This window comes from Burkholderia pyrrocinia, from assembly GCF_001028665.1.
In the GTDB taxonomy this organism is placed as follows: domain Bacteria; phylum Pseudomonadota; class Gammaproteobacteria; order Burkholderiales; family Burkholderiaceae; genus Burkholderia; species Burkholderia pyrrocinia.
Genome location: NZ_CP011503.1, coordinates 1,470,185 through 1,492,406 on the forward strand (window position 1 = coordinate 1,470,185; position 22,222 = coordinate 1,492,406).

Annotated in this window: 17 protein-coding genes, 1 tRNA gene and 2 riboswitches; of the genes, 8 read left to right on the forward strand and 10 right to left on the reverse strand. The window is 68.6% G+C overall.

Features of this window, described 5'->3' with window-relative positions:
• The first annotated feature begins 121 nt into the window (after window positions 1–121).
• Both ABD05_RS06725 and ABD05_RS06730 read left to right on the forward strand, forming a co-directional pair.
• The gene (locus tag ABD05_RS06725) at window positions 122–583 is read left to right on the forward strand and encodes an antitoxin PaaA2 family protein (RefSeq protein ID WP_047899487.1); all 462 of its coding nucleotides are present in this window, start codon (window positions 122–124) and stop codon (window positions 581–583) included.
• Entirely contained in the window at window positions 580–864 is a 285-nt protein-coding gene (locus ABD05_RS06730) for a type II toxin-antitoxin system RelE/ParE family toxin (RefSeq protein ID WP_047899488.1), read from the forward strand. The genes ABD05_RS06725 and ABD05_RS06730 overlap by 4 nt, the downstream gene beginning before the upstream one ends.
• A gap of 115 nt (window positions 865–979) precedes the next feature.
• Here the strand turns inward: ABD05_RS06730 and ABD05_RS06735 are convergent, their stop codons facing one another.
• The 8 genes from ABD05_RS06735 to ABD05_RS06770 form a co-directional block, all read right to left on the reverse strand.
• Window positions 980–2,368, reverse strand: coding sequence for an L-serine ammonia-lyase (locus ABD05_RS06735; RefSeq protein WP_047899489.1), 1,389 nt, complete (start codon window positions 2,366–2,368; stop codon window positions 980–982).
• Window positions 2,369–2,398: 30 nt separating this feature from the next.
• Window positions 2,399–3,535 carry an alginate lyase family protein gene (locus ABD05_RS06740; protein ID WP_047901110.1) on the reverse strand — a complete coding sequence of 379 codons (1,137 nt, stop codon included), beginning with the start codon at window positions 3,533–3,535 and terminating at the stop codon, window positions 2,399–2,401.
• 151 nt (window positions 3,536–3,686) lie between these two features.
• On the reverse strand, window positions 3,687–6,614 hold the full coding sequence (gene gcvP / locus ABD05_RS06745; RefSeq protein ID WP_047899490.1) for an aminomethyl-transferring glycine dehydrogenase: 2,928 nt from the start codon (window positions 6,612–6,614) through the stop codon (window positions 3,687–3,689).
• Window positions 6,615–6,679: 65 nt separating this feature from the next.
• Entirely contained in the window at window positions 6,680–7,060 is a 381-nt protein-coding gene (gene gcvH, locus ABD05_RS06750; protein ID WP_047899491.1) for a glycine cleavage system protein GcvH, read from the reverse strand.
• 118 nt (window positions 7,061–7,178) lie between these two features.
• Window positions 7,179–8,297, reverse strand: a complete 1,119-nt coding sequence (gene gcvT / locus ABD05_RS06755; protein ID WP_047899492.1) for a glycine cleavage system aminomethyltransferase GcvT — start codon at window positions 8,295–8,297, stop codon at window positions 7,179–7,181.
• Between the two features lie 84 nt (window positions 8,298–8,381).
• Window positions 8,382–8,515, reverse strand: a riboswitch (glycine riboswitch).
• Between the two features lie 32 nt (window positions 8,516–8,547).
• Window positions 8,548–8,650, reverse strand: a riboswitch (glycine riboswitch).
• A gap of 113 nt (window positions 8,651–8,763) precedes the next feature.
• Window positions 8,764–9,126 carry a hypothetical protein gene (locus tag ABD05_RS06760; RefSeq protein ID WP_047901111.1) on the reverse strand — a complete coding sequence of 121 codons (363 nt, stop codon included), beginning with the start codon at window positions 9,124–9,126 and terminating at the stop codon, window positions 8,764–8,766.
• Window positions 9,127–9,284: 158 nt separating this feature from the next.
• Window positions 9,285–10,337 (reverse strand): oxidoreductase, encoded by a 1,053-nt coding sequence (locus ABD05_RS06765; RefSeq protein ID WP_047899493.1) that lies wholly within the window; start codon window positions 10,335–10,337, stop codon window positions 9,285–9,287.
• Between the two features lie 235 nt (window positions 10,338–10,572).
• Window positions 10,573–11,280: an SGNH/GDSL hydrolase family protein gene (locus tag ABD05_RS06770; protein WP_047899494.1), complete on the reverse strand. Its 708-nt coding sequence runs from the start codon at window positions 11,278–11,280 to the stop codon at window positions 10,573–10,575.
• Between the two features lie 275 nt (window positions 11,281–11,555).
• On the opposite strand from ABD05_RS06770, the gene ABD05_RS06775 reads away from it, so the two are divergent.
• Window positions 11,556–13,643: a UvrD-helicase domain-containing protein gene (locus ABD05_RS06775; protein WP_047899495.1), complete on the forward strand. Its 2,088-nt coding sequence runs from the start codon at window positions 11,556–11,558 to the stop codon at window positions 13,641–13,643.
• A gap of 106 nt (window positions 13,644–13,749) precedes the next feature.
• Here ABD05_RS06775 and ABD05_RS06780 read toward each other — a convergent pair whose 3' ends face one another.
• Window positions 13,750–14,652, reverse strand: a complete 903-nt coding sequence (locus ABD05_RS06780) for a c-type cytochrome (protein WP_047899496.1) — start codon at window positions 14,650–14,652, stop codon at window positions 13,750–13,752.
• 252 nt (window positions 14,653–14,904) lie between these two features.
• Here ABD05_RS06780 and ABD05_RS06785 point away from each other — a divergent pair.
• The 5 genes from ABD05_RS06785 (at window position 14,905) to ABD05_RS06805 (ending at window position 21,062) form a co-directional block, all read left to right on the forward strand.
• Window positions 14,905–14,980: transfer RNA gene (locus ABD05_RS06785), tRNA-Arg, on the forward strand.
• Between the two features lie 285 nt (window positions 14,981–15,265).
• Window positions 15,266–16,900 carry a TIGR04222 domain-containing membrane protein gene (locus ABD05_RS06790; protein WP_047899497.1) on the forward strand — a complete coding sequence of 545 codons (1,635 nt, stop codon included), beginning with the start codon at window positions 15,266–15,268 and terminating at the stop codon, window positions 16,898–16,900.
• 416 nt (window positions 16,901–17,316) lie between these two features.
• A complete protein-coding gene (locus ABD05_RS06795) occupies window positions 17,317–18,060 on the forward strand; it encodes an LbetaH domain-containing protein (protein ID WP_047899498.1) in 744 nt (247 codons plus the stop codon).
• A gap of 299 nt (window positions 18,061–18,359) precedes the next feature.
• A complete protein-coding gene (locus tag ABD05_RS06800; RefSeq protein WP_047899499.1) occupies window positions 18,360–20,309 on the forward strand; it encodes a tetratricopeptide repeat protein in 1,950 nt (649 codons plus the stop codon).
• Between the two features lie 90 nt (window positions 20,310–20,399).
• On the forward strand, window positions 20,400–21,062 hold the full coding sequence (locus tag ABD05_RS06805) for an acetyltransferase (protein ID WP_047899500.1): 663 nt from the start codon (window positions 20,400–20,402) through the stop codon (window positions 21,060–21,062).
• A gap of 10 nt (window positions 21,063–21,072) precedes the next feature.
• Here the strand turns inward: ABD05_RS06805 and ABD05_RS06810 are convergent, their stop codons facing one another.
• On the reverse strand, window positions 21,073–22,215 hold the full coding sequence (locus ABD05_RS06810) for a DegT/DnrJ/EryC1/StrS family aminotransferase (protein WP_047899501.1): 1,143 nt from the start codon (window positions 22,213–22,215) through the stop codon (window positions 21,073–21,075).
• Window positions 22,216–22,222 lie beyond the last annotated feature (7 nt).

Genomic DNA, 22,222 nt, shown 5'->3' on the forward strand with positions numbered 1-22,222 from the left:
GCGGATGTCGAGGTGAATACGGGTCTCGATCATCGATGTCGTGTTTCCCGAATAACAATAAATCGGGAGGCCGTTCAATAGTAAAATTTCCGGGAATGACTCACGGGATCGAGGATCCATCATGGCAACCGAAACGATCGATCAAAAGACGCTCGTCCAGCTCGTCGAGGCCGGCGCCGTGCGCGCCGCGCGTGTGATCGGCTGCGGCAACGGCTGGGCCGTTTCGGCCCGTTGCGGCGCAAGCGAACGGCTCCTGTCGGCCAAGCGCGGCGACGTGCGCGTGTTCCGCCGTTTTGAAACGCTGGTCGGGTTTCTGCGCGATATCGGCATCAGCCGGTTCGATGTGGACGCGTCGGATTTCGACCCGGATGCAGCCGGCCGGGCGACCCGGCCCGATCGTGCGGCCGCGCTGAAAGCGGCCCATGAAGCGGCTGTCCACGACCGCTGGTTTCGCGAGCAGGTGCAGCAGGCGCTGGACGATCCGCGCCCGTCGATTCCCGATGCCGAGGTCAGCGCGGAGTTCGCGTCGCGCCGTGCCGCGCTGCGCCAACGGATCGCGGGCAAGCGGGGTAATGCTGCTTGACCCTCGCGCTGCATTGGCATCCGAAGGCGTGCGAGGACCGCGCCGCGATCATGGACTACATCGGCCGGGACGACCCGCTGGCCGCGCTCGAGCTGGACGAGCGGCTGGAGGAGCGGGCTGCGGCATTGCCCGCGCGCGCCGAGCTGTATCGGCAAGGGCGCGTGGCGGGCACGCGCGAGCTGGTGGTCGCGCCGAACTACGTGCTCGTGTATCGCATCCGGACGGCCGACAACATCGTGGAGATTCTCCGCGTATTGCATGCGCGGCGGCAGTGGCCGTGATGCATGGCGCTCTCAAGAAAAAGCGGGGTCGCTCCAGGTTCTCCGCCTCGAAGTGAGGCCCTTTGGGGAATAAGCCCCTCGGGGGCCTGGCGCGAAGCGATGGGCCCGGGGGCGTTCAGCACTCGACGATATTCACCGCCAGCCCGCCGCGCGACGTTTCCTTGTACTTCGTCTTCATGTCGGCGCCCGTCTCGCGCATCGTCTTGATCACGGAGTCGAGCGACACGTAGTGCGAGCCGTCGCCGCGCAGCGCCATGCGCGCCGCGTTGACGGCCTTCACCGACGCCATCGCGTTGCGCTCGATGCACGGGATCTGCACCATCCCGCCGACCGGGTCGCAGGTGAGGCCGAGGTTGTGCTCCATCCCGATCTCGGCCGCGTTCTCGACCTGGTGCGGCGTGCCGCCGAGCACGGCCGCGAGCGCGCCGGCCGCCATCGAGCAGGCGACGCCCACTTCGCCCTGGCAGCCGACTTCCGCGCCCGAGATCGACGCGTTGAGCTTGTAAAGAATGCCGATCGCGGCGGCCGTCAGCAGGAAGTCGATCACGCCCTGTTCGTTCGCGCCGGGCGTGAAGCGCGTGTAGTAGTGCAGCACGGCCGGGATGATGCCGGCCGCGCCGTTGGTCGGCGCGGTGACGACCCGGCCGCCGGCCGCGTTTTCCTCGTTGACCGCGATCGCGTACAGGTTGATCCAGTCGATCATCGACAGCGGGTCCTGCAGCGCGCGCTCCGGGCTTCCCGTCAGCGTGCGGTACAGCTGCGGCGCGCGGCGCTTGACCTGGAACGGGCCGGGCAGGTTGCCGTCGGCCTCGGGGTTGCCGATCCCGCAGCCGCGCGACACGCACGACTGCATCACGGCCCAGATCTTCAGCAGCCCGTCGCGCGTCTCTTCCTCGGTGTGCCACGCGCGCTCGTTTTCCCACATCAGCTGCGCGATCGACTTGCCGGTCGATTCGGTCAGCGCGAGCAGCTCCGCGCCGGTGCGGAACGGGTGCGTCATCTGCTCGGCCGCGCTCAGCACCTTCGTGTTCGGTGCACCGGCCGTCACGACGAAGCCGCCGCCGACCGACAGGTACGTGCGCTCGACCAGCACCGCGCCGTTCGCGTCGGATGCGCGCAGCTTCATCCCGTTCGGATGCTCGGGCAGCGCCTGGCGGTAGAACGCGATGTTCTCCTTCAGCACGAACGGCACCGGATGCGTGCCGAGCAGCGCGAGCTGCTTCGACTTGCGGACGTCTTCCAGCCGCGCGTCGATGGTTTCGGGATCGACGGTGTCGGGCGCGTCGCCGAGCAGGCCGAGCATCACGCCGCGGTCGGTGCCGTGGCCCTTGCCGGTGGCACCGAGCGAGCCGTACAGCTCGACCTTCACGCTCGCGGTCGCGTCGAGCTGCCCGTCGCGCTCGAGGCCCTGCACGAACATCAGCGCCGCGCGCATCGGTCCGACCGTATGCGAACTGGACGGACCGATGCCGATCTTGAAGAGGTCAAACACGCTGACTGCCATTTCGATACCTGCCTTGCTTTAAGAGTAGTGCTAGCGCGCCTGCAATGGCAGGCACGCGGCGAGCCATGCGGGCGGCGTTGGGGAAAGCTGCTGCGCGACGCGGGCATAGCGCCCGTCGAGCCGCGCGGCCAGATGAAAGAGTTCCGTGGCGTTTTTCGGGTCCCACTGCCCCGTGTAGCCCGGCAGGCCGGCCTCGCGGCGCTTCGCGTCGAACGGCACCGGCGAATTCACGAATTCCTCGTGGGTTTTCTCGCCGAGCGCGTACGGCACGAGCCAGTCGAGCGCGGCCGCGAGCGTCGCGCCGTTCGCGCCCCGTTCGCGCAGCCAGTTGCGGTTGAAGCGGCGCGCGGCGAGCGCGGCCGTCACCAGCGGTTGAAGGTCGTACACCGCATAGTGCAGCGCATCGCGCTCCTCGAAGTCCCACGTCTTGCCGTCCGGGCCGATATTGTCGGCAAGATGCTCGACGAACAGCCGCTGCGCGGCGTTCATCATCCTGCGGTCGCCGAGCGTGAACGCGGACAGCGCGATCAGCTTGATCCGGTGGCTCTGCCAGTTGTTGCGCCAGGTGCCGGCGAGCGGGCGCTTCTGCGCGTCGATCTGCGCGACATAACCGGCGCCGAGCTTCGCGATGAACGCCGCCGTCGCGTTGCGGGTCTTCACCGGCAGCGCGCTCGCGGTCATGTCGTACGCGACGATCAGGCTTTCGAAGCGCGTCTCGTCGATCGGGTTGAAGCTCGGCTGGTAGGTCGCGACCCACGCGGAAAGGAAGCGGTCGACGAGCTGCAGGTAGCGCGGCGCGTTCGTCACGCGCCACGCGAGCGCCGCGTCGCGCATCAGGTCCATGTCCTTCAGCGCGGCGGCACTCTGGTCGTAGATGCCTTCGTGCGGCAGCGTGCCCTCGGTGTGCACGCGCGCCATCGCCTTCGGCTGCTCGCCGATGCGCGCGTCGACGCTGCGGATCAGCGCCTGCACGCCCGGCTCGGCCTGGGTCGTCTCGCTCGCCTGCAGTGCCGGCGCCGCGCAGAAATTCATCGCCGCGCGCGCGCTGCCGGCCGCGCCGAGGCCGGCGGCGGCAAACGACAGCGACGCGACGAGCATCGGCACGAACCGGCGCGTGCGCGGCCGACTCTGCATTGCACCAGGGCCCGGAAACATCGGACGCACCATGCGGAACTCCTTCATTGGCTGGATCGCGTGTGATGTTAGCCGGATTGGCGGACGAACGCGCACCGGTTCGGGCGGCGCATGCAAAAACCGCACGCAACACGGAGTTGCGTGCGGTGCGACTGCCATCGGACGGCTCCGGGCCTGGCGTGCGTTATGCGTATTCCGACATCGGCACGCACGAGCAGAACAGGTTGCGGTCGCCGTAGGCGTTGTCCGCGCGGCCGACCGGCGGCCAGTACTTGTTCGTGCCGAGCGATGCGACCGGGTACGCAGCCTGCTCGCGCGAGTACGCGTGCGGCCATTCGTTCGCGGTGACGACGGCCGCCGTGTGCGGTGCGTGACGCAGCGGGTTGTCCTCGCGGTCGGCGCGGCCTTCCTCGACCGCGCGGATTTCCTCGCGGATCGCGATCATCGCGGCGATGAAGCGGTCGAGTTCTTCCTGCGATTCCGATTCGGTCGGCTCGACCATCAGCGTGCCCGGCACCGGGAAGCTCATCGTCGGCGCGTGGAAGCCGTAGTCCATCAGGCGCTTCGCGACGTCGTCGACGCTGATGCCGCTCGAATCCTTGATCGGACGCAGGTCGAGAATGCATTCGTGCGCGACCAGCCCGCCCGGGCCCGAGTACAGCACCGGGTAGTGCGGCGCGAGGCGCTTCGCGATGTAGTTCGCGTTGAGGATCGCGGTTTCCGTCGCGGCGGTCAGGTTCTTCGCGCCCATCATCGCGATGTACATCCACGAGATCGGCAGGATCGACGCCGAGCCGTACGGGGCGGCCGACACCGCACCGATGCCGCTTTCGTCGCGCGAGTAGCCGGTCGAACGCTGGTTCGGCAGGAACTTCGCGAGGTGCGCGCCGACTGCGACCGGGCCGACGCCCGGGCCGCCGCCGCCGTGCGGGATGCAGAAGGTCTTGTGCAGGTTCAGGTGCGACACGTCGCCGCCGAACTGGCCCGGCGCGGTCAGGCCGACCATCGCGTTCATGTTCGCGCCGTCGACGTACACCTGGCCGCCGTGCGCATGGACGATCTCGCAGATTTCGCGGACGTTCTGCTCGAACACGCCGTGCGTCGACGGATACGTGATCATGATCGCCGCGAGGTCCTTCGAATGCTCGTCGGCCTTGGCCTTCAGGTCGGCGATGTCGACGTTGCCCTGCGCGTCGCACGCGACGACCACGACCTTCATGCCGGCCATGTGCGCGGATGCCGGGTTCGTGCCGTGCGCGGACGCCGGGATCAGGCAGATGTCGCGGTGGCTCTCGCCGCGCGATGCGTGATACGCGTGGATGATCAGCAGGCCCGCGTACTCGCCCTGCGAGCCCGCGTTCGGCTGCAGCGACACGGCCGCGTAGCCGGTGGCCGCGACGAGCATCTGCTCGAGCTGGTCGATCATCTCGCGGTAGCCGACGGTCTGGTCGGCCGGCGCGAACGGGTGGATCTGGCCGAATTCGGGCCACGTGACGGGCAGCATTTCCGACGTCGCGTTCAGCTTCATCGTGCACGAGCCGAGCGGGATCATCGAGCGGTCGAGCGCGAGATCCTTGTCCGACAGGCTGCGCAGGTAGCGCAGCATTTCGGTTTCGGAATGGTGGCGGTTGAACACGTGGTGCGTCAGGTACGCGCTCGTGCGCTCGAGGCCGGCCGGCAGCGCGGCGACGCCGGCGAGGCCCGCGTCCAGCGCGTCGACGGCCGGCGCGGTGCCGCCTGCGGCCTGCGCGAACACGGCGAGGAGATCGGCGAGGTCGTCGCGCGTCGTCGTTTCGTCGACCGACACGCCGACTTGCGTGTCGCTCACGCGGCGCAGGTTGATGCGCTTGCCCTTCGCGAATTCGTGAACCTGCGCGGTGCGCGCGCCGGTGTCGATCGTCAGCGTGTCGAAGAACGTGTCGTTGACGGTCGCGAAGCCGAGCTGCTTCACGCCGGCGGCGAGCAGCGCCGCGATGCGGTTCACGCGCAGCGCGATCGTCTTCAGCCCGTGCGGGCCGTGGTAGACCGCGTACATGCTGGCCATGATCGCGAGCAGCGCCTGCGCGGTACACACGTTCGACGTCGCCTTTTCGCGGCGGATGTGCTGTTCGCGGGTTTGCAGCGCGAGGCGCAGCGCGGGCTTGCCCTGCGCGTCGACCGTCACGCCGACGAGGCGGCCCGGCATCTGGCGCTTGAATTCGTCGCGCACCGCGAGATACGCGGCGTGCGGGCCGCCGAAGCCCATCGGCACGCCGAAGCGCTGCGTGTTGCCGATCGCGACGTCCGCGCCCCATTCGCCGGGCGGCGTCAGCACGGTGAGTGCAAGCAGGTCGGCTGCGACGACCACGTGGCCGCCGGCCGCGTGGATCGCTTCCGTGAGTGCGCGGTAGTCGCGCACGTCGCCGTTCACGCCCGGGTATTGCAGCAGCACGCCGAACGCGTTCGATTGTGCCGCGTCGGCGGCCGGGCCCGTCTTGACCTCGATGCCGATCGGCAGCGCGCGCGTGCGGATCACTTCGAGCGTCTGCGGCAGCACGTCGTCGGCGACGTAGAACACGTTCGACGCCGGCTTGCCGGTGCGCTGCAGCAGCGTCATCGCTTCGGCCGCCGCGGTCGCTTCATCGAGCAGCGACGCGTTCGAGATCGCGAGGCCCGTGAGGTCGGCCACCATCTGCTGGAAGTTCAGGAGCGCCTCGAGGCGGCCTTGGGAAATTTCGGGCTGGTACGGCGTGTACGCCGTGTACCACGCCGGGTTTTCGAGCACGTTGCGCAGGATCACCGCCGGCGTGTGCGTGTCGTGGTAACCCTGGCCGATATACGAGCGGAACACCTGGTTCTTGTCCGCGAGAACCCGCAGCGCGGCGAGGGCTTCGGCCTCGCTCTTCGGCTGCGCGAACGGGCCGAGCGGCAGCGTTTCGGCGCGGCGGATCGAGGCCGGGATCACGGCGTCCATCAGGGCGGCGCGCGACGCGAAGCCGAGCGTGTCGAGCATGGCCTGCTGGCTGGCGGCGTCGGGGCCGATATGGCGTTCGGCGAACGCGTCGTGCGTTTCGAGCGCGGCGAGCGAGAGGGGCGTGCGGTTCATCAGGCGGTCCGGGTGTTCGAGCTTCATGGCGTGACTCTGGTCCCGCGCGGGACGGGGCGGCTCGCCGGCCCCGCGCGGTTCGGGTAAGGAAATTAGTCGATCAGCTTGGTGTAGGCGGCAGCGTCGATCAGCTTGTCGGTCGATGCGCCGGCCGCGAGCTTGATCTTGAAGAGCCACACGCCGTACGCGTCGCTGTTCACTTCTTCCGGTGCGTCGGCGGCTTCCGTATTGACGGCGACGACCTCGCCGGACACCGGCGAGTAGATGTCGGATGCAGCCTTCACCGATTCGACGACGCCGACGGCGTCGCCTTCCTTCACCTGCTTGCCGACTGCCGGCAGCTCGAGGAAGACGATGTCGCCGAGCGTGCTTTGCGCGTGATCGGTGATGCCGACCGTCAGCGTGCCGTCTGCCTCGGTGCGGATCCACTCGTGTTCGTCGGTGTATTTCAGATCGGCCGGGACGTTGCTCATCGGATGCTCCTGGATAAAAGGGTGTGATTCGTTCTGCTGGCGCGCCGCCGGGGCGCGCCGGATCTGGTTTGCGCCGGGCGCCATCTCCCGGCTTCCCGGGAGGCAGGCCCCCCGGCCGTTACGCAGCGAGGACCTTGCCGTTGCGCACGAACGGCAGTTTTACCACGCGCGCGGGAAGATTCTTGTCGCGAATTTGCACCTGGACCGTGTCGCCGACCTGGACGGCCGCCGGCACGCGCGCGAACGCGATCGATTCCTGCATCGACGGCGAGAACGTGCCGCTCGTGATCTCGCCTTCGCCGTGCGGCGTGACGACCTTCTGGTGCGCGCGCAGCACGCCGCCCGCCTTGCCGTTTTCCTTTTGCAGGATCAGGCCGACGAACGCGGCGCGCGTGCCGTCGCGCTCGAGCGCGGCGCGGCCGACGAAGTCGCGCGGCGCGGTGAGGTCGACCGTCCACGCGAGGCCTGCGTCGAGCGGCGAGACGGTGTCGTCCATGTCCTGGCCGTACAGGTTCATGCCGGCCTCGAGGCGCAGCGTGTCGCGCGCGCCGAGCCCGCACGGGCGCACGCCGTTTTGCTGCAGTGCGTTCCACAGCGCTTCGACATGCACGGCCGGGACGATCACCTCGAAGCCGTCTTCACCGGTATAGCCGGTGCGCGCGACGGTGAGATCGCCGAACGGCGTGCCGGCGACCTGCGCGGCGTTGAACGGCTTCAGCTCGCTCGTCGCGGCGCGCGCGGCGGGCACCGTCGTCCAGGCCTTTTCGCGTGCGTTCGGGCCCTGTACGGCGACGATCGCGAAATCGCGGCGCGGCGCGATCGTGACGCCGTAGCCGCCCTGTTCGTTGAGCTGGTTGAACCACGCGATGTCTTTCTCGGCGGTGCCGGCGTTGACGACGACGCGGAAGAATTCTTCGGTGAAGTAATAGACGATCAGGTCGTCGATGACGCCGCCCTGCGGATTGAGCAGGCACGAGTAGAGCGCCTTGCCGGGCGTCTTGAGCTTGCCGACGTTGTTCGCGATCGCGTGCTCGAAGAACGCGCGCACGCGGCTGCCGGTGAAATCGACGACGCACATGTGCGATACGTCGAACATGCCGGCGTCGGTGCGCACGGCTTCATGTTCTTCGATCTGCGAGCCGTAGTTGACGGGCATGTCCCAGCCGCCGAAATCGACCATGCGGGCATTGAGCGCGCGGTGCGCGGCGTTGAGCGGGGTGTGATTCAGTGCAGTCATCGAGGCCTCAGGCAAGGCGCTTGCGCGCGGATCAGAACGGCCATGTGCCGACCGCCGCGGCCGACGGGCTGCGAGCGATCCGATACATGCCCCTCTGTCCTCGATACCTGAGAGATTGCACTGCGGGCAAAGCCCGGCGAGTGCGCGCCCCTTCGGTGGGCAGCTTGCCCGCGCAGCATGTGCGCAGCGGGCTACTGCCGCTCTCCAGAGTGCGGGGAGTGCGGCCCGCGCAATGCGCGGACGGGATTCCCCGACGCGGTCGGTCCTTTTGCCTGAGAGTTTGCGGGTGTGCCCCTTCGGCGGCGCGACCGGCGTTTCAGCAACGCGGTCACACGCTCTCCCGACGCGTGCGGGCGACTGTACGCGAGCGGGTGGGCCTTGTCAATTTGAGCAAAAGAATGTCGCTTCGCGACAAGCGGCGGCAGCCGGTGCCGCCGCTTTTTCCGCTCCGGCGGGCGCCGGTGCGTTACTCGCCGATCGCGCGCGCGGCCGTGTCGAGTTCCTGGTTCAGCACGCGCTGCTCGTCGCCGGACAGGCCGCCGCTGTGCTGCGCCGACATGTCGTTCGCTTCCTGGCGGATCACGTCGAGGCGGTGGTGAAGCTGCGCGCCGTACGGCGGTGGATAGTAGCCGCCGTTCACGCGCGCATCGATGCGGCGGTGCAGGTTGTCGATCCGGCCCTGGATCTGTTGCGTCCGCTCGTTCGCGACGACCTGCGGATTCGGCCGCGGCGGGGGCGCCTGACGGACCGGCTGCTGCGGCTGCACGATACAGGCCGCGAGCGAGGAAACCAGCACGCAGCACACTGCTGCGCGAATCAACCGTTGCATCAACATTCTCCTGACGGATTGGTGTCGGATCGACTTTTTTGAGAAACGCATCAGACAGGTGTACCGCTGACTTTCGTTCCCTCGGCATTTGTAACCGAATGTTCGGGCTGATCCAAGCGTACGCGCGCCGGCCGGCCGCAACCGGCCGGTGCGCGGTGTCAGACCGTGCGGCGCACGAACGGCACCCGGCGGCCGTCGTGCTCGCTTTGAGCGGCGAGCTCGATGATCGTCATCACGTCGACGGCGTCCTGCGCGGTGACCGGGAACGGTGCGCCGTCGCGGATCGACGCGGCGAGCGCGCGGTAGAACTCCGCGTACTGGCCGTCGAGCGTCGGCACCGGGCGCTCGACTTCGAGTTCGCCGTCGAGCACGCGCAACAGGCCGGGCGGGTTGCCGCCGCCGAACTCGACGTCGTCCGCGGTGAGGCCGGCCTTGAGCTGGTCTTCCTGCGTGTCGAGCCCGAACTTCTGGTAGCTGCCGCGCGTGCCGTGCAGCGTGAAGCGCGCGGGCTCGATCGCCGACAGCGCGCTCGCATGCAGCGCGACGTCCTTGTCCGGATAGCCGAGCAGCAGGTGCACGAAATCGGGCGCCGTGCCGTTGTCGCGGCGCGTCTTGACGGTCGCGCTCACCGTTTCCGGCACACCGAACAGCGCGAGCGCCTGGTCGATCAGGTGCGGGCCGAGGTCGAGCAGCAGGCCGCCGCCGCGTGCGGGCTCCTCGCGCCAGCGCGTGCGCGGCGTCGGCCGGAAGCGGTCGAAGTGCGACGCGAAGCAGGTCAGCCGGCCGAGCTCGCCCGATTCGACGACACGGCGCACGGTGAGGAAATCGCCGTCCCAGCGGCGGTTGTGGAACGGCGCGAACAGCCGGCTGCGCGCGTTCGCGAGCCGCGCGAGCGCGAGCGCTTCGTCGGCCGTGAGCGTGACCGGCTTGTCGACGACCACGTGACGGCCGGCTTCGAGCACCTGGCGCGCGAGCGTGAAGTGCGTGTCGTTCGGCGTGGCGATCACCACGCACTCGATGTCGTCGAGGCCGAGCAGCGTGTCGAGGTCGGGGACGACACGCGCGCCCGGATACGCGGCCTGCGCGCGATCGGGCTGGCCCGTCGCGATCGCGGTGACTTCCGTGCGGCCGCTCGTGGCGATCACGGGCGCGTGGAACGTCGCACCGGCGAAACCGAAACCCATCAAACCAATCCTGAGCAATGACGACATGGCAATTCCTGGCTGCGAAGGAAATTAAACGATGGCGCGCCGAGACGGCGCGAAGACGACCGGCTATTTTGGCATGACGCCGCCGCTTGTACTGGCGCGTTGGGCGAAATGCGCGGAGAGGCGCGGCGCATGCGCAAAGGAAGCCGGCATTTGCGCGGCGCCGGGTTGCGCCCCGCGTGCTCGGCCGCCCGGCCCGTTCTGCCGCACGCGGCAAGCGCACGGGCGCCGCGCAGCATCACGCGGCCGCCCACTGCCGCACGGCAGCAGCGACCTGTGCGGCCCACACGGCGCACGCGGCTGCGCCGGGGTGGAAGCCGTCGGCGGCCATCAGGTGGCGCTCGAGCGGCAGCGCAACCCGCAGGAACGTGCAATGCGGCTGCGTGGCGGCCCAGCCGGCGAGCGCCGTGTTGAGCCGCTTCGCGCGTCGCCCGAGATACCACGCGAGCGGCTGCGGCAGCGCCGGAAAGCGTTCCATCGGCGGCACCGCCGACAGGATCACGTGCCCGACCCGGAAGCGCGCGGCGAGCAGCCGGACGAGTTCGGCCTGCTGCGACCGCCAGCGGGCCGGCGGCACGCCGCCCGTCACGTCGTTGACGCCGAGCGACGTGACGGCCACGTCGAACGGTTCGGCCGGCTCGGCGGCGAGCCAGTCGACGAGATCCTGCGTGGTCAGGCCGGTGTGCGCGAGCAGCTTCCAGTTCACGCGGTGCGTGGCCGCCAGCACGCGCGCCAGTTGCCCGGACAGCGCGTCGCGCTGCGTCGCGACGCCGACACCCGCGGCGGCCGAATCGCCGACCACCAGCACGCGCAGCGGCGGGCCGTCGCCGGCCACGCCGGCGCGCGGGCCGGCCGCCTCGGGCAGCCGCGGCGTGACGCGACGCACGTAGCGCCCCTGCGCGAACAGCAGCGGGCCGAGGGCGGCGGTGGCGAACGGGTATCCCATGATGTCGATCCGGTGGCGGTTCAGGGCCCGGCGCGGGGCGGCGCCGGTGTGTGCATATTGTGGCCGATCGATGCGCGAACGGGGCCGGATTGGCCGGACGGACAGGGCGCGGTCGGCCGATCGGCCCGCGCGGCCCCGCCCGGCGGCGCTCCCGAAATACGCGCCGCCGACGTGTTAACATGCGCGTCCTGCCCGCGTGTCCGCCTGCTTCGCCAGCCTGCCGCGCACGGCATCCTCCCGGCGTCCCGCCGTCAACCGCAACACCATCCGCCATCATGTCCGCAGGCCTCAATCCCGCCCAGAACGAAGCGGTGCGCTACCTCGACGGTCCCTGTCTCGTGCTCGCCGGCGCGGGCAGCGGCAAGACCCGCGTGATCACGCAGAAGATCGCGCACCTGATCGAAGCGAAAGGCTTCGAGCCGCGCCACATCGCCGCCGTCACGTTCACGAACAAGGCGGCCGCCGAGATGCGCGAGCGCGTGGGGAAGCTGCTCGAGGGCAAGACGCTCACCACGCCCGGCAAGGAAGGCCGCAAGGTGCCCGTCAACCAGCTCACCGTCTGCACGTTCCACTCGCTCGGCGTGCAGATCCTGCGCCAGGAGGCCGAGCACGTCGGCCTGAAGCCGCAGTTCTCGATCATGGATTCGGACGACTGCTTCGGGATGATCCAGGAGCAGCTCGGCACGACCGACAAGGGGCTGATCCGCAAGATCCAGAGCATCATCTCGCTGTGGAAGAACGGCCTGATCATGCCCGACGAGGCGATGGCGATCGCGGCCAACGAGGACGAGCACCAGGCCGCGCTGGTCTACCGCAACTACGTCGCGACGCTGCACGCGTACCAGGCGGTCGACTTCGACGACCTGATCCGCCTGCCCGCCGAGCTGTTCGCGAAGAACGAGCAGGTGCGCGACCGCTGGCAGAACAAGCTGCGCTACCTGCTGATCGACGAGTACCAGGACACCAACGCGTGCCAGTACGAACTGCTGAAGCTGCTCGCGGGCCCGCGCGCCGCGTTCACGGCGGTCGGCGACGACGACCAGGCGATCTACGGCTGGCGCGGCGCGACGCTCGAGAACCTCGCGCAGCTCGGCAAGGATTTCCCGAAGCTGCACCTGGTCAAGCTCGAGCAGAACTACCGGTCGACGGTGCGGATCCTGACCGCCGCGAACAACGTGATCGCAAACAACCCGAAGCTGTTCGAGAAGAAGCTGTGGTCCGAGCACGGGATGGGCGATTCGATCACCGTCACGCCGTGCAACGACGAGGAGCACGAGGCCGAATCGGTCGTGTTCCGGCTGTCCGCGCACAAGTTCGAGCGGCGCGCGCAGTTCCGCGACTACGCGATCCTGTATCGCGGCAACTTCCAGGCGCGCATCTTCGAGCAGGTGCTGCGGCGCGAGCGGATCCCGTACGTGCTGTCCGGCGGCCAGTCGTTCTTCGACAAGGCCGAGATCAAGGACCTGTGCGCGTACCTGCGGCTGATCGCGAACGCCGACGACGATCCCGCGTTCATCCGCGCGGTCACGACGCCGCGCCGCGGGATCGGCAACACGACGCTCGAGGCGCTCGGCTCGTTCGCGGGCCAGGCGAAGGTGTCGCTGTTCGAAGCGGTGTACATGGGCGGCATCGAGGCGCGGCTGTCGGCGCGCCAGGTCGAGCCGCTGCGGATGTTCTGCGATTTCATCCAGCGCCTGACCGAGCGCGCGGACAAGGAGCCCGCGACCGTCGTGCTCGACGACATGATGGAGGCGATCCACTACGAGGCGTACCTGTACGACGCGTTCGACGAGCGCCAGGCGCAGTCGAAGTGGCAGAACGTGCTCGAATTCCTCGAATGGCTGAAGCGCAAGGGCACCAAGCCCGAGACGGAGGCCGTCGACGGCGAGGCCGAAGGCTTCCACAACGCCGACGGGCTCGCCGATACCGGCAAGAACCTGCTCGGCCTGATCCAGACCGTCGCGCTGATGTCGATGCTCGAGGGCAAGGACGAGGATCCGGATGCCGTGCGGCTGTCGACCGTCCATGCGTCGAAGGGGCTCGAGTATCCGCACGTGTTCCTGGTCGGCGTCGAGGAGGGCATCATGCCGCACCGCGGCGGCAGCGAGGACGACGGCCCGATCGACAGCGAGCGGATCGAGGAAGAGCGCCGGCTGATGTACGTCGCGATCACGCGCGCGCAGCGCAGCCTGCACCTGAACTGGTGCAAGAAGCGCAAGCGGGCGCGCGAGACGGTCGTGTGCGAGCCGTCGCGCTTCATTCCCGAGATGGGCCTCGACGAAGCGCCGCCGCCCACGCCGGAAGAAGCGCCGATGTCGCCGAAGGATCGGCTCGCGAGCCTGAAGGCGTTGCTGCAGAAGTGATGTGAGGCGGCGGCGCCGTCGGGCGCACGGCGATCCGGCGGCCCGGCAAAACAAAACCCCCCGCGATGCGTGTGCTTCGCGGGGGTTTTTTACTGGTGGGCCGGCGTTACTTCGACGCGTTGACCATGTAGTCGACGGCTGCCTTCACGTCGGCGTCCGACGCGGTCGATCCGCCCTTCGGTGGCATCGCACCCTTGCCGTGCAGCGCGTAGTTGTAGACCGTATCCATCGATTCCTTCAGGCGCGGCGCCCAGTCTTCCTTGCTGCCGAACTTCGGCGCGCCGAGCACGCCGGCCGCGTGGCAGGCCTGGCAGGTCGACGTGTACAGCGCCTTGCCGGCGGTTGCCGCATCGGCGCTGGCCGGAGCGGCCGCGGGCTGTTCGCCGGCCTTCGGGATCGCGGCCATCGCGGCCTGCGCCGCGGCGATCTGCGCGCTCGCGGCGTCGGCCGCGCCCGACGCGCCTGCCGCGCCTGTCGCGCCGCTGGCGGGCTGCGCCGCGTTGGCGGCCGGCGCGGCCGGTTCGGGGAAGTTCGCGCCGTCGTTGTTCGCCATATAGACGATCGCACGGGCGATTTCATAGTCGCTGACGTCGTCGGGGCTCGTGCCGCCGCGCGGCGGCATCGCGCCCTTGCCAGCGAGGGCCGTCTTGAGCAGCGTGTCGAAGCCTTGCGAGATGCGCGGCGCCCAGTCGTCCTTGTTGCCGAACTTCGGCGCGCCGGCGGCGCCCGTGCCGTGGCAGGTCACGCAGACGGCCTTGTAGACTGCCTCGCCGGTCTTGTACGTGCGGGGCGCGTTGGCGTCCTTCACGTCGACCTGCGCGAGCGGCTTGATACGTGCGGCGACCTGCTCGTCGGACAGCGCGTCCGTGCCGGCGCCGGAACGGAACGCATGGTTCGCATAGGTGGCGAACAGGATGATCAGGACGATCGGGATCGCGAACGACGCGATGATGACGGCAACCAACTGCCCGGGGGTTTTGACGGGAGATTCGTGGGGTGCTTCGCTCATGCTTGCCTCGTCTCCGTGAATAGGAATTGTGAGCGCGGTGCAACGGCAAAATGGCAGTTCAATGAAGCCCGGACGATTATAGACGGAACGTTTACATCACGGCGAGCGGCACGATGGCGCGTGTTTACCCGCACGCAGCGCGGCCCGGCGGCGATTCGGCAGGCAAGGTGGACGCGTCATGGGAAACCGGGTATCCTTGCCGTCTTGCCAATTGTGGGCGGCCTGTATATTGGGGTCGTTTCACTGTCACACGCGCCCGTAGCTCAATGGATAGAGTACTGCCCTCCGAAGGCAGGGGTTGCTGGTTCGATCCCAGCCGGGCGCGCCAAAACATGCCTGTTCAGGCTCTCGTCGGTTTCTCCGTACTACCGCTTCCCTTCCCGCAGTGAAATCGCAGCCAGCTGGCGGCCGTCGGCGCTTTTCGATGTCGTGATCTTCAATCGGCTGAGTCTGTGCTTGCCTAGCGCCCCCCTTCCGAGCCAATCGCATCGCCCGGCTCCTGGCAGGACCGGCGGACCGGCGTCTCACCGCCGCACCGTTATGCGAGAATCGCCCGCAACGACAACTCCAAGCGTCGATCGCGGCGGCCGTCCGCGCATCGCGCCGACTCCCGATGGCTGCCATCCCGTCTTCCTCGACCGCAGTCGATGCCCGCACGCTGACCGATGCGCAGCAAGCCTTGCTCGCACGCCTGCACGCGTATTCCCCCGACGACCCGAACGCGCCGCTGCCGTACAGCCGGCGCCTCGCCGACGCCGAAGGCTGGTCGCACGAGCACGCGCTGGCCGTGATCGACGAATACAAGCGCTTCGCGTTTCTCGCGCAGGCGGTCGGGCACCCGGTCACGCCGTCGGTCGCGGTCGATGCCGCCTGGCATTTCCACCTGCAATACACGCTCGAATACTGGGACGTCTTCTGCGCCGGCGTGCTGCGCGCTCGGCTGCATCACATGCCCGGCACGGGCGCGCCGGACGAGGCCGCCGTGTACGCGCAGCGCTATCGCGACACGCTCGACAGCTATCGACGGCTGTTCGGTTGCGAGCCGCCGGAGTCGATCTGGCCGCGGCCCGCCGGCCTCCACGCCGCGTCCGGATCGCCGGAGCCGGCCCTGCCGGCCGCGGACGAGCCGGTCGAACCGGATTCGCCGGCTACCCAGCCGGCCGGCAGGACCTGGCGCAACCGGCTGCCGAAACTCGTGTGGCCGGCGGCCGCCGCGAGCGTCGCCGCGACCTGCGCGTCGGCGCAGGACTTCAACGTGCTGAACTTCACGGGGCCGCAGTTTCTCGCGTTCTACGTGCCGGCGTGCGTCGCCGCGCTGTTGCTGATCGCGGGCCTGCAATGGATCGAGTACCGGTGGCGGCGTTGGGGCAAGCGCACGCGCAAGACGTCCGACGGCCTGACGGCCGACGAAGCCGCCTTTCTCACCGGCGGCGAAGCGCGGCTTGCGCAGGTCGTGACGATGTCGCTCGCGCATGCGGGCGCGGTCGAGTTGCGAACCGTCCCGAAGCACGGCGCGTATGTGAAGATCGGCGACCTGGAGCGCGCGGGCCCGTACGACGACCCTTGTTCATGGCTGAACGAACAGCCGGACGGCGAAGTGCGCTTCAGCGCGTTTCGTCAGCGGCTCGCGCGGTATGCGCAGGAGCTGGCCGACGGGATGCGCGCACAGGGCTGGCTCTGGGCACCCGGCGAGATGCACGCGTCGCGCCTGGCTGCGCGGGGGATCACGCTGCTCGTGCTCGGCACGGGGGCGGCAAAGCTCGCAGTTGGCTTGAGCCGCGGGCGGCCCGTGCTGCTGCTCGGTATCTGCATGGCGGTCTTTGTCATCGCGTACCGGATCCTCGCGCGGCGGCTGACGGGCTTCGGGCGCGGCGGCATGACGGCTGCCGCACAGGCCGCGCTCGTCGCGCGCAGGATCTCGCACGACGCGCAGGCAGGGATCGGGTACCGGGCCGGGAATGCGCCGAATACCGTGCGGGCGGGCAACGGCTGGTACGACGAGTCGGAGCGCCTGCTGTGGACGGCCGCGCTGTTCGGCGCAGGCGCACTGGCTGGCACCGCATGGGCGGCGTACTCCGACACGGTGCTGGCACCGCCGCCTTTGGGGCCGCTGGCGGCGAAAACGGGCGGCGGCTCATCCGGCTCGAGCGACAGCAGCTGCTCGTCGTCGAGCTGCAGTTCGTCGAGTTCGTGCAGTTCCAGTTCATGCAGCTCGAGCAGTTGCGGCGGGTGCTCGTCGAGCAGCTGAACACGAGCCGTGCAGCGCCGGCCACTGATGACGGGCAGCGCGTCGCAGGCGGCACAGCGATGACACGCCGTCGGTTCGGCTGAGCCCTGCCGGCGGAACGGGGTGGCCGGGGGGGCGACGCGACGATTCCGCGGAAGCCGACGCCGGGGCGCCGTGATGGAAAAGCGGGCGCCTGCCGTCGCGCGCTGAAGGCAAGTCCGCTTCGACGCCTCGCGTATCCAGGCGCGGACTCGGGATCACACCGGCCCTATCGGCGGAACAGAAGTCAGAACGCCGTTCTTATTCGTTGTCGATCGTTGCCGCGCGCTTCCTATACTGCATCGTCCATGATCGCGGCCGATGTGCCGCATCGTTTCCCCGTTCCTGCCAGGCGGCCTCGGCATCGAGCCGCAGCGCCGGCACACTTGCTACCGCGAATGAACGTTACGACCTCCGACGACTGTATTGGCGTGCTGCCCGACCATCCGTGGGCGAAGCATTTCATCGTGCTGGGCTACCGGGATGGCGCCGTTTCGTCCATTCCCAACAATTTTTTCCGCGACTGGCTCGACGAAGAGGCGCAGGTCGGCACCTTCCATATCGGCCGTTGCTCGGGGCTCGGTGTGGGCTCGATCGTGAAGTACGACCAGGGCCATCAGAAACTCGTGATCGGCAAGAACGTGGCCGGCGGAATGCGGCTGCGATTCCTGCTGAACGGTCAGCACGAGATGCGCACCATTTCCACGAGCATGTTCAGCATCTACGGTAACGGCCTCGTCAATGCGCCGATGCCGCAATACGCGGACACCGTGATCCACAACGATGTCTGGATCGGCGATGAAGCGCTGTTCCTTGGCGGCAGCCAGATCGAGAGCGGATGCGTGATCGGCGCGCGGGCCGTCGTTCCGCCCAATTTCCGCACCGAGGCTTACGGGATCTATGCGGGCTCGCCGGCCCGTCTGGTTCGCTTCCGCTTCACGGAGAAAGTGCGCGAACAACTGCTGCAGCTCGCGTGGTGGGATATGCCGCTCGACTGGATCAAGCAGAACAACGACGCATTTCTTGTCGATCTCGCGGCCGATGAAGGGCTCGCGCTCGATACGCTCGCGGCGCTTAAAGAGGCGAAGGATCGCGCAACGAGCGAGTCCGGCAGCCCGGCCGCCGCACCGACGCCCGTCTGATCGTTCGCGCGGCGCGGCCAGCCGCGCCGCGCGTATTCACCGACGGGCTGCCGGCCGCGCATTGCCGACCGATCAGGGCGGCGCCACGCGCCGGCCGATCTCGTACGGCATGCCCCATCCGCCGAACAGCCGCGCGGAATGGACTCAGATCGCCGCATCGCGGCCACGTCCGCTTCGGTAGCCTGTCATTCGAAGCTGTCCGCACCGAAACGACGACCCGAGCGCATCGCGCGCCCGCGCATGCAGCACCGTCGCCGTGCCGGCCGGACGTGACGAACCTCCGCCTTGCCCAGCTTTCCATGACGACGCCTGCCCCCGACGATTCCGCGCCTGTTCAACAAGCCGCTACCCTGTGCCAGAACGGACGGTTCGCCGACGCGCTGTCGCTCGTCGCGCCGCTGCTCGACGCACCGGTGCCGGTCGTTGCGGCGCTGCACGTCGCGGCCGTCTGCGCGCTCGGCCTGAACCGGCTGGCCGACGCGGAGGCCTGGTGGTGGCGCGCGATCGATGCGATGCCGGCATTCGATCCGCCATACGACGGCCTTGGCGCGCTGCTCGTGTCGCAGGGCCGCCTGCCCGACGCCGAGGCGATCCTCCGCCGGCAACTCGCGTCCGTGACGCCGTTGCGGGCGTTGCACCATCACCGGTTCGGCAAGGTGCTCGAAGCGCTCGGCCGGCTCGATGAAGCCGAACAGGCGTTCGGGCAGGCACTGCTGATCGAGCCGCAGTCCGCCGACGTCTTGACCGATCTCGGCAACGTGCTGCGCGTTCTCGGCCGGCCGGCCGAGGCGGAACTCGCCTATCGGCTCGCGATTGCCGTGCGCGCCAACCACGCGCTCGCGCACGCGAATCTCGGCGCGATCCTCGTCGACATGCAGCGGCTGCCGGAAGCGGAAGCGGCCAGCCGGCAGGCTATCGCGTTCTGCCCGGATCACCCGGAGGCGCATTACAACCTCGGCGTCGCGCTGCAGAATCTCGATCGCCTGCCCGAAGCGGAAGCGGCCTATCGCGACGCGATCCGCTGCCACCCCGGCCTGCCGCAGCCACACAACAATCTCGGCTGCGTCCTGCGCGCGCAGGGCCGCCACGACGAAGCGACGGCCGCGTTCGCCGACGCGCTTGCGCTCGCGCCGCAGATGGCCGAAGCGCACTACAACCTCGGCACGACGTTCGCGCATGCCGGCCGCCACGACGACGCCGAACGCGCGTACCGCCGCGCACTCGAACTGCGTGCCGATTACGGCGATGCACGTTTCGGGCTGGCGACGCTGCTGCTCGGCCTCGGCCGGTTCGAGGAAGGCTGGCGTCGCTACGAATCGCGCTATGAGCAGTCGACTTTCGTGCATTGCCGGACGCGCGAGGTGCTGCGGTGCGCGCAGTGGCAAGACGAGCCGCTTGCCGGCAAAACGCTGCTCGTTTGGCAGGAGGACGGCCTCGGCGACATGCTGCAGTTCAGCCGCTATTTCGCGGAATTTCGCGCGCGGCATGCGTTGCGCGTCGTGTGTGCGTGCCAGCCCGCGCTGCATCGGCTGATCGAGACAGTCGACGGCGTCGACGAAGTGCTCGACCACGAGACGGCCACGGCGCGTGCGCAGGAGTTCGACTACTGGACGAGCCTGCTGAGCGCGCCGATGCACGCGGGCACGACGCTCGATACGATCCCGCCGCCGGTGCAGCTCTCGCCCGATTCCGAGCGCGTCGCGCGCTGGCGCGCGCGCCTAGATGCGCTGCCGGCCGGCCCGCGCGTCGGGCTCGTGTGGAAAGGCAACCCGAAGCATCACAACGACGCGCACCGCTCGCTGCCGTCGCTGGCGTTGCTGACGCCGCTGTGGAGCGTGCCGGGCGTGAATTTCGTGAGTTTGCAAAAGGGGCAGGGCGAGGACGAGGCGCGCGATCCGCCGGGCGGGCTGCCGTTGCTGCATCTCGGTTCGGAGATCGACGATTTCGCGGATACGGCCGCGATCGTTGCGCAGCTCGATCTCGTGGCGTGCGTCGACACGTCGATTGCGCATCTGGCCGCGTCGATCGGCAAGCCTTGCTGGGTGCTGCTGCCGAATCAGGACGTCGACTGGCGCTGGATGCACGAGCGCGACGATTCGCCATGGTATCCGGGCACGGTGAGGCTGTTCCGGAGAGGACGCGACGACAACTGGATCCAGGTGGCCGAGCGCTTGCGCGAGGCGTTTGCCGCGTATTTTGCAGCCCGTTGCGCGAAGGCGGACGAAATGGCGCCTACCGTGCTGACGTAAAATGGCGCGTGCCGAATGGGCGCGACGACGCGGCATACTGCGCGGAACGCGGCCATGCCTTACCTGCTTGTCAGATCAATCGAGGCCCTCGTGGAAAACATCGTCATCGTCGGCTCATCTGGTCACGCCAAGGTCGTGATCGACATCGTCGAACAGGCCGGCCGGTACCGGATCGCCGGGCTGATCGACTCGTTCCGGCCTCGCGGCGAGGAAACGCTCGGCTATGCGGTGCTGGGCGCCGAGCACGACCTGCGGCAGCTGATCGGCACGCACGGGATCACCGGGCTGCTGGTGGCCATCGGCGACAACCACGCGCGCGAGACCGTGACGGCCGGTCTCGCGGCCATCGCGCCCGGCCTGCCATGCGTGTCGGCGGTGCATCCGGCCGCGCGCATCGGCAAGGCGTCAACGATCGGCGCGGGCTCGGTCGTGATGGCCGGCGCGGTGATCAATCCGTGCTGCACGATCGGGGAAGGGTGCATCGTCAACACGAATGCGTCGCTCGATCACGACGGCGTGATGGAGGGTTTTTCGAGCCTCGCCCCGGGCGTCGTCACGGGCGGCAACTGCCGGATCGGCCACGGCGCGGCGGTCGGCCTCGGCGCGATGCTGCGGCACCGGATCGCGGTCGGCGAGTACAGCGTCGTCGGCGCGGGTGCGGTCGTGCTGCGCGACGTCGCGCCGTACTCGGTCGCGTACGGCAATCCGGCGCGCCGGATCCGCGACCGCGCGGCCGGCGAGCGCTATCTGTGAGCGTCGCGCTTCAGTAAGCGATCAGCTCGACGATGCGGCGGACCATCGCGTCGGTGAGCGCCGGGTAGATAGGCAGGCACAGCACCTTGTGCGCGGCTTCCGACGCGACAGGCAGGTTGTCGCGGTTCGCGGACGGCAGCCCGCGATACATCGGGAATTCCGAAATCAGTGGATGGAAGTAGCGGCGCGCGTACACGTCGTATTCGCGCAGCTTGTGGTAAAGCGCATCGCGGTCGAGCGGATAGTCTTCGTCGACGAGGATCGCGAAGTACGCGTGGTTCGCGACGGTCTGGCCGCCGAGCGGCACGCAGCGGATGCCGCGCACGTCGCTCAGCAGCGCGCGGTACAGCGCGTCGATCTCGCGGCGGCGTGCGAGCGCGCCGTCGATGTGCTGCAGCTGGAGCATCCCGAACGCGGCGTTGATCTCGCTCATCTTGCCGTTGATGCCGGGCGCGACGACCGTGACTTCGTCGACGAAACCGAAGTTCTTCAGGTGATCGATGCGTTGCTTCGTCTTCGCGTCGGGGCAGATGATCGCGCCGCCTTCGAACGTGTTGAACACCTTCGTCGCGTGGAAGCTCAACACCGACAGGTCACCGTGGGTGAGCACGCTGCCGGCGGCGTTTCGCACGCCGAATGCATGTGCCGCGTCGTAGATCACGCGCAGGTTGTAGTTGTCGGCGATCTTCTGGATCGCGTCGACGTCGCACGGATTGCCGTAGCAGTGCACGGGCATGATCGCGGTGGTCTGCGGCGTGATCGCCGCTTCGATGCGCGCGGGGTCGAGATTGAGCGTGCCGGGCGTGACGTCGACGAATACCGGCTTGATGCCGTTCCACAGCAGTGAATGCGCGGTCGCGACGAACGAGTATGGCGTCGTGATCACCTCGCCGGTGATGCGCAGCGCCTGCAGCGCGGTGACGAGCGCGAGCGTGCCGTTCGCGAACAGCGACAGGTACGGCACGCCGAGGTACTCGCACAGCGCGCGCTCGAACTGCTGATGGAACGGGCCGCCGTTGGTCAGCGTGCGGGTTTCCCAGATCTTCTCGAGGTACGGCAGGAATTCTTCGAGCGGCGGCAGGTGCGGCTGCGTGACATAGATGCGTTCGTGCGGCAGTTGCGCGACGGACGACGCGGGCAGGCTGGCGGTCATGGCGGTC

Excerpts from the sequence above, each read along its gene's own strand:
- ABD05_RS06725 (WP_047899487.1), top strand. The coding sequence starts at position 122 with ATGGCAACCGAAACGATCGATCAAAAGACGCTCGTCCAGCTCGTCGAG.
- ABD05_RS06760 (WP_047901111.1), bottom strand. The coding sequence starts at position 9,126 with ATGCAACGGTTGATTCGCGCAGCAGTGTGCTGCGTGCTGGTTTCCTCG.
- ABD05_RS06790 (WP_047899497.1), top strand. The coding sequence starts at position 15,266 with ATGGCTGCCATCCCGTCTTCCTCGACCGCAGTCGATGCCCGCACGCTG.
- gcvH (WP_047899491.1), bottom strand. The coding sequence starts at position 7,060 with ATGAGCAACGTCCCGGCCGATCTGAAATACACCGACGAACACGAGTGG.
- gcvP (WP_047899490.1), bottom strand. The coding sequence starts at position 6,614 with ATGAAGCTCGAACACCCGGACCGCCTGATGAACCGCACGCCCCTCTCG.
- ABD05_RS06740 (WP_047901110.1), bottom strand. The coding sequence starts at position 3,535 with ATGGTGCGTCCGATGTTTCCGGGCCCTGGTGCAATGCAGAGTCGGCCG.
- ABD05_RS06770 (WP_047899494.1), bottom strand. The coding sequence starts at position 11,280 with ATGGGATACCCGTTCGCCACCGCCGCCCTCGGCCCGCTGCTGTTCGCG.
- ABD05_RS06810 (WP_047899501.1), bottom strand. The coding sequence starts at position 22,215 with ATGACCGCCAGCCTGCCCGCGTCGTCCGTCGCGCAACTGCCGCACGAA.
- ABD05_RS06800 (WP_047899499.1), top strand. The coding sequence starts at position 18,360 with ATGACGACGCCTGCCCCCGACGATTCCGCGCCTGTTCAACAAGCCGCT.
- ABD05_RS06775 (WP_047899495.1), top strand. The coding sequence starts at position 11,556 with ATGTCCGCAGGCCTCAATCCCGCCCAGAACGAAGCGGTGCGCTACCTC.
- ABD05_RS06780 (WP_047899496.1), bottom strand. The coding sequence starts at position 14,652 with ATGAGCGAAGCACCCCACGAATCTCCCGTCAAAACCCCCGGGCAGTTG.
- ABD05_RS06795 (WP_047899498.1), top strand. The coding sequence starts at position 17,317 with ATGAACGTTACGACCTCCGACGACTGTATTGGCGTGCTGCCCGACCAT.
- ABD05_RS06765 (WP_047899493.1), bottom strand. The coding sequence starts at position 10,337 with ATGTCGTCATTGCTCAGGATTGGTTTGATGGGTTTCGGTTTCGCCGGT.
- gcvT (WP_047899492.1), bottom strand. The coding sequence starts at position 8,297 with ATGACTGCACTGAATCACACCCCGCTCAACGCCGCGCACCGCGCGCTC.
- ABD05_RS06735 (WP_047899489.1), bottom strand. The coding sequence starts at position 2,368 with ATGGCAGTCAGCGTGTTTGACCTCTTCAAGATCGGCATCGGTCCGTCC.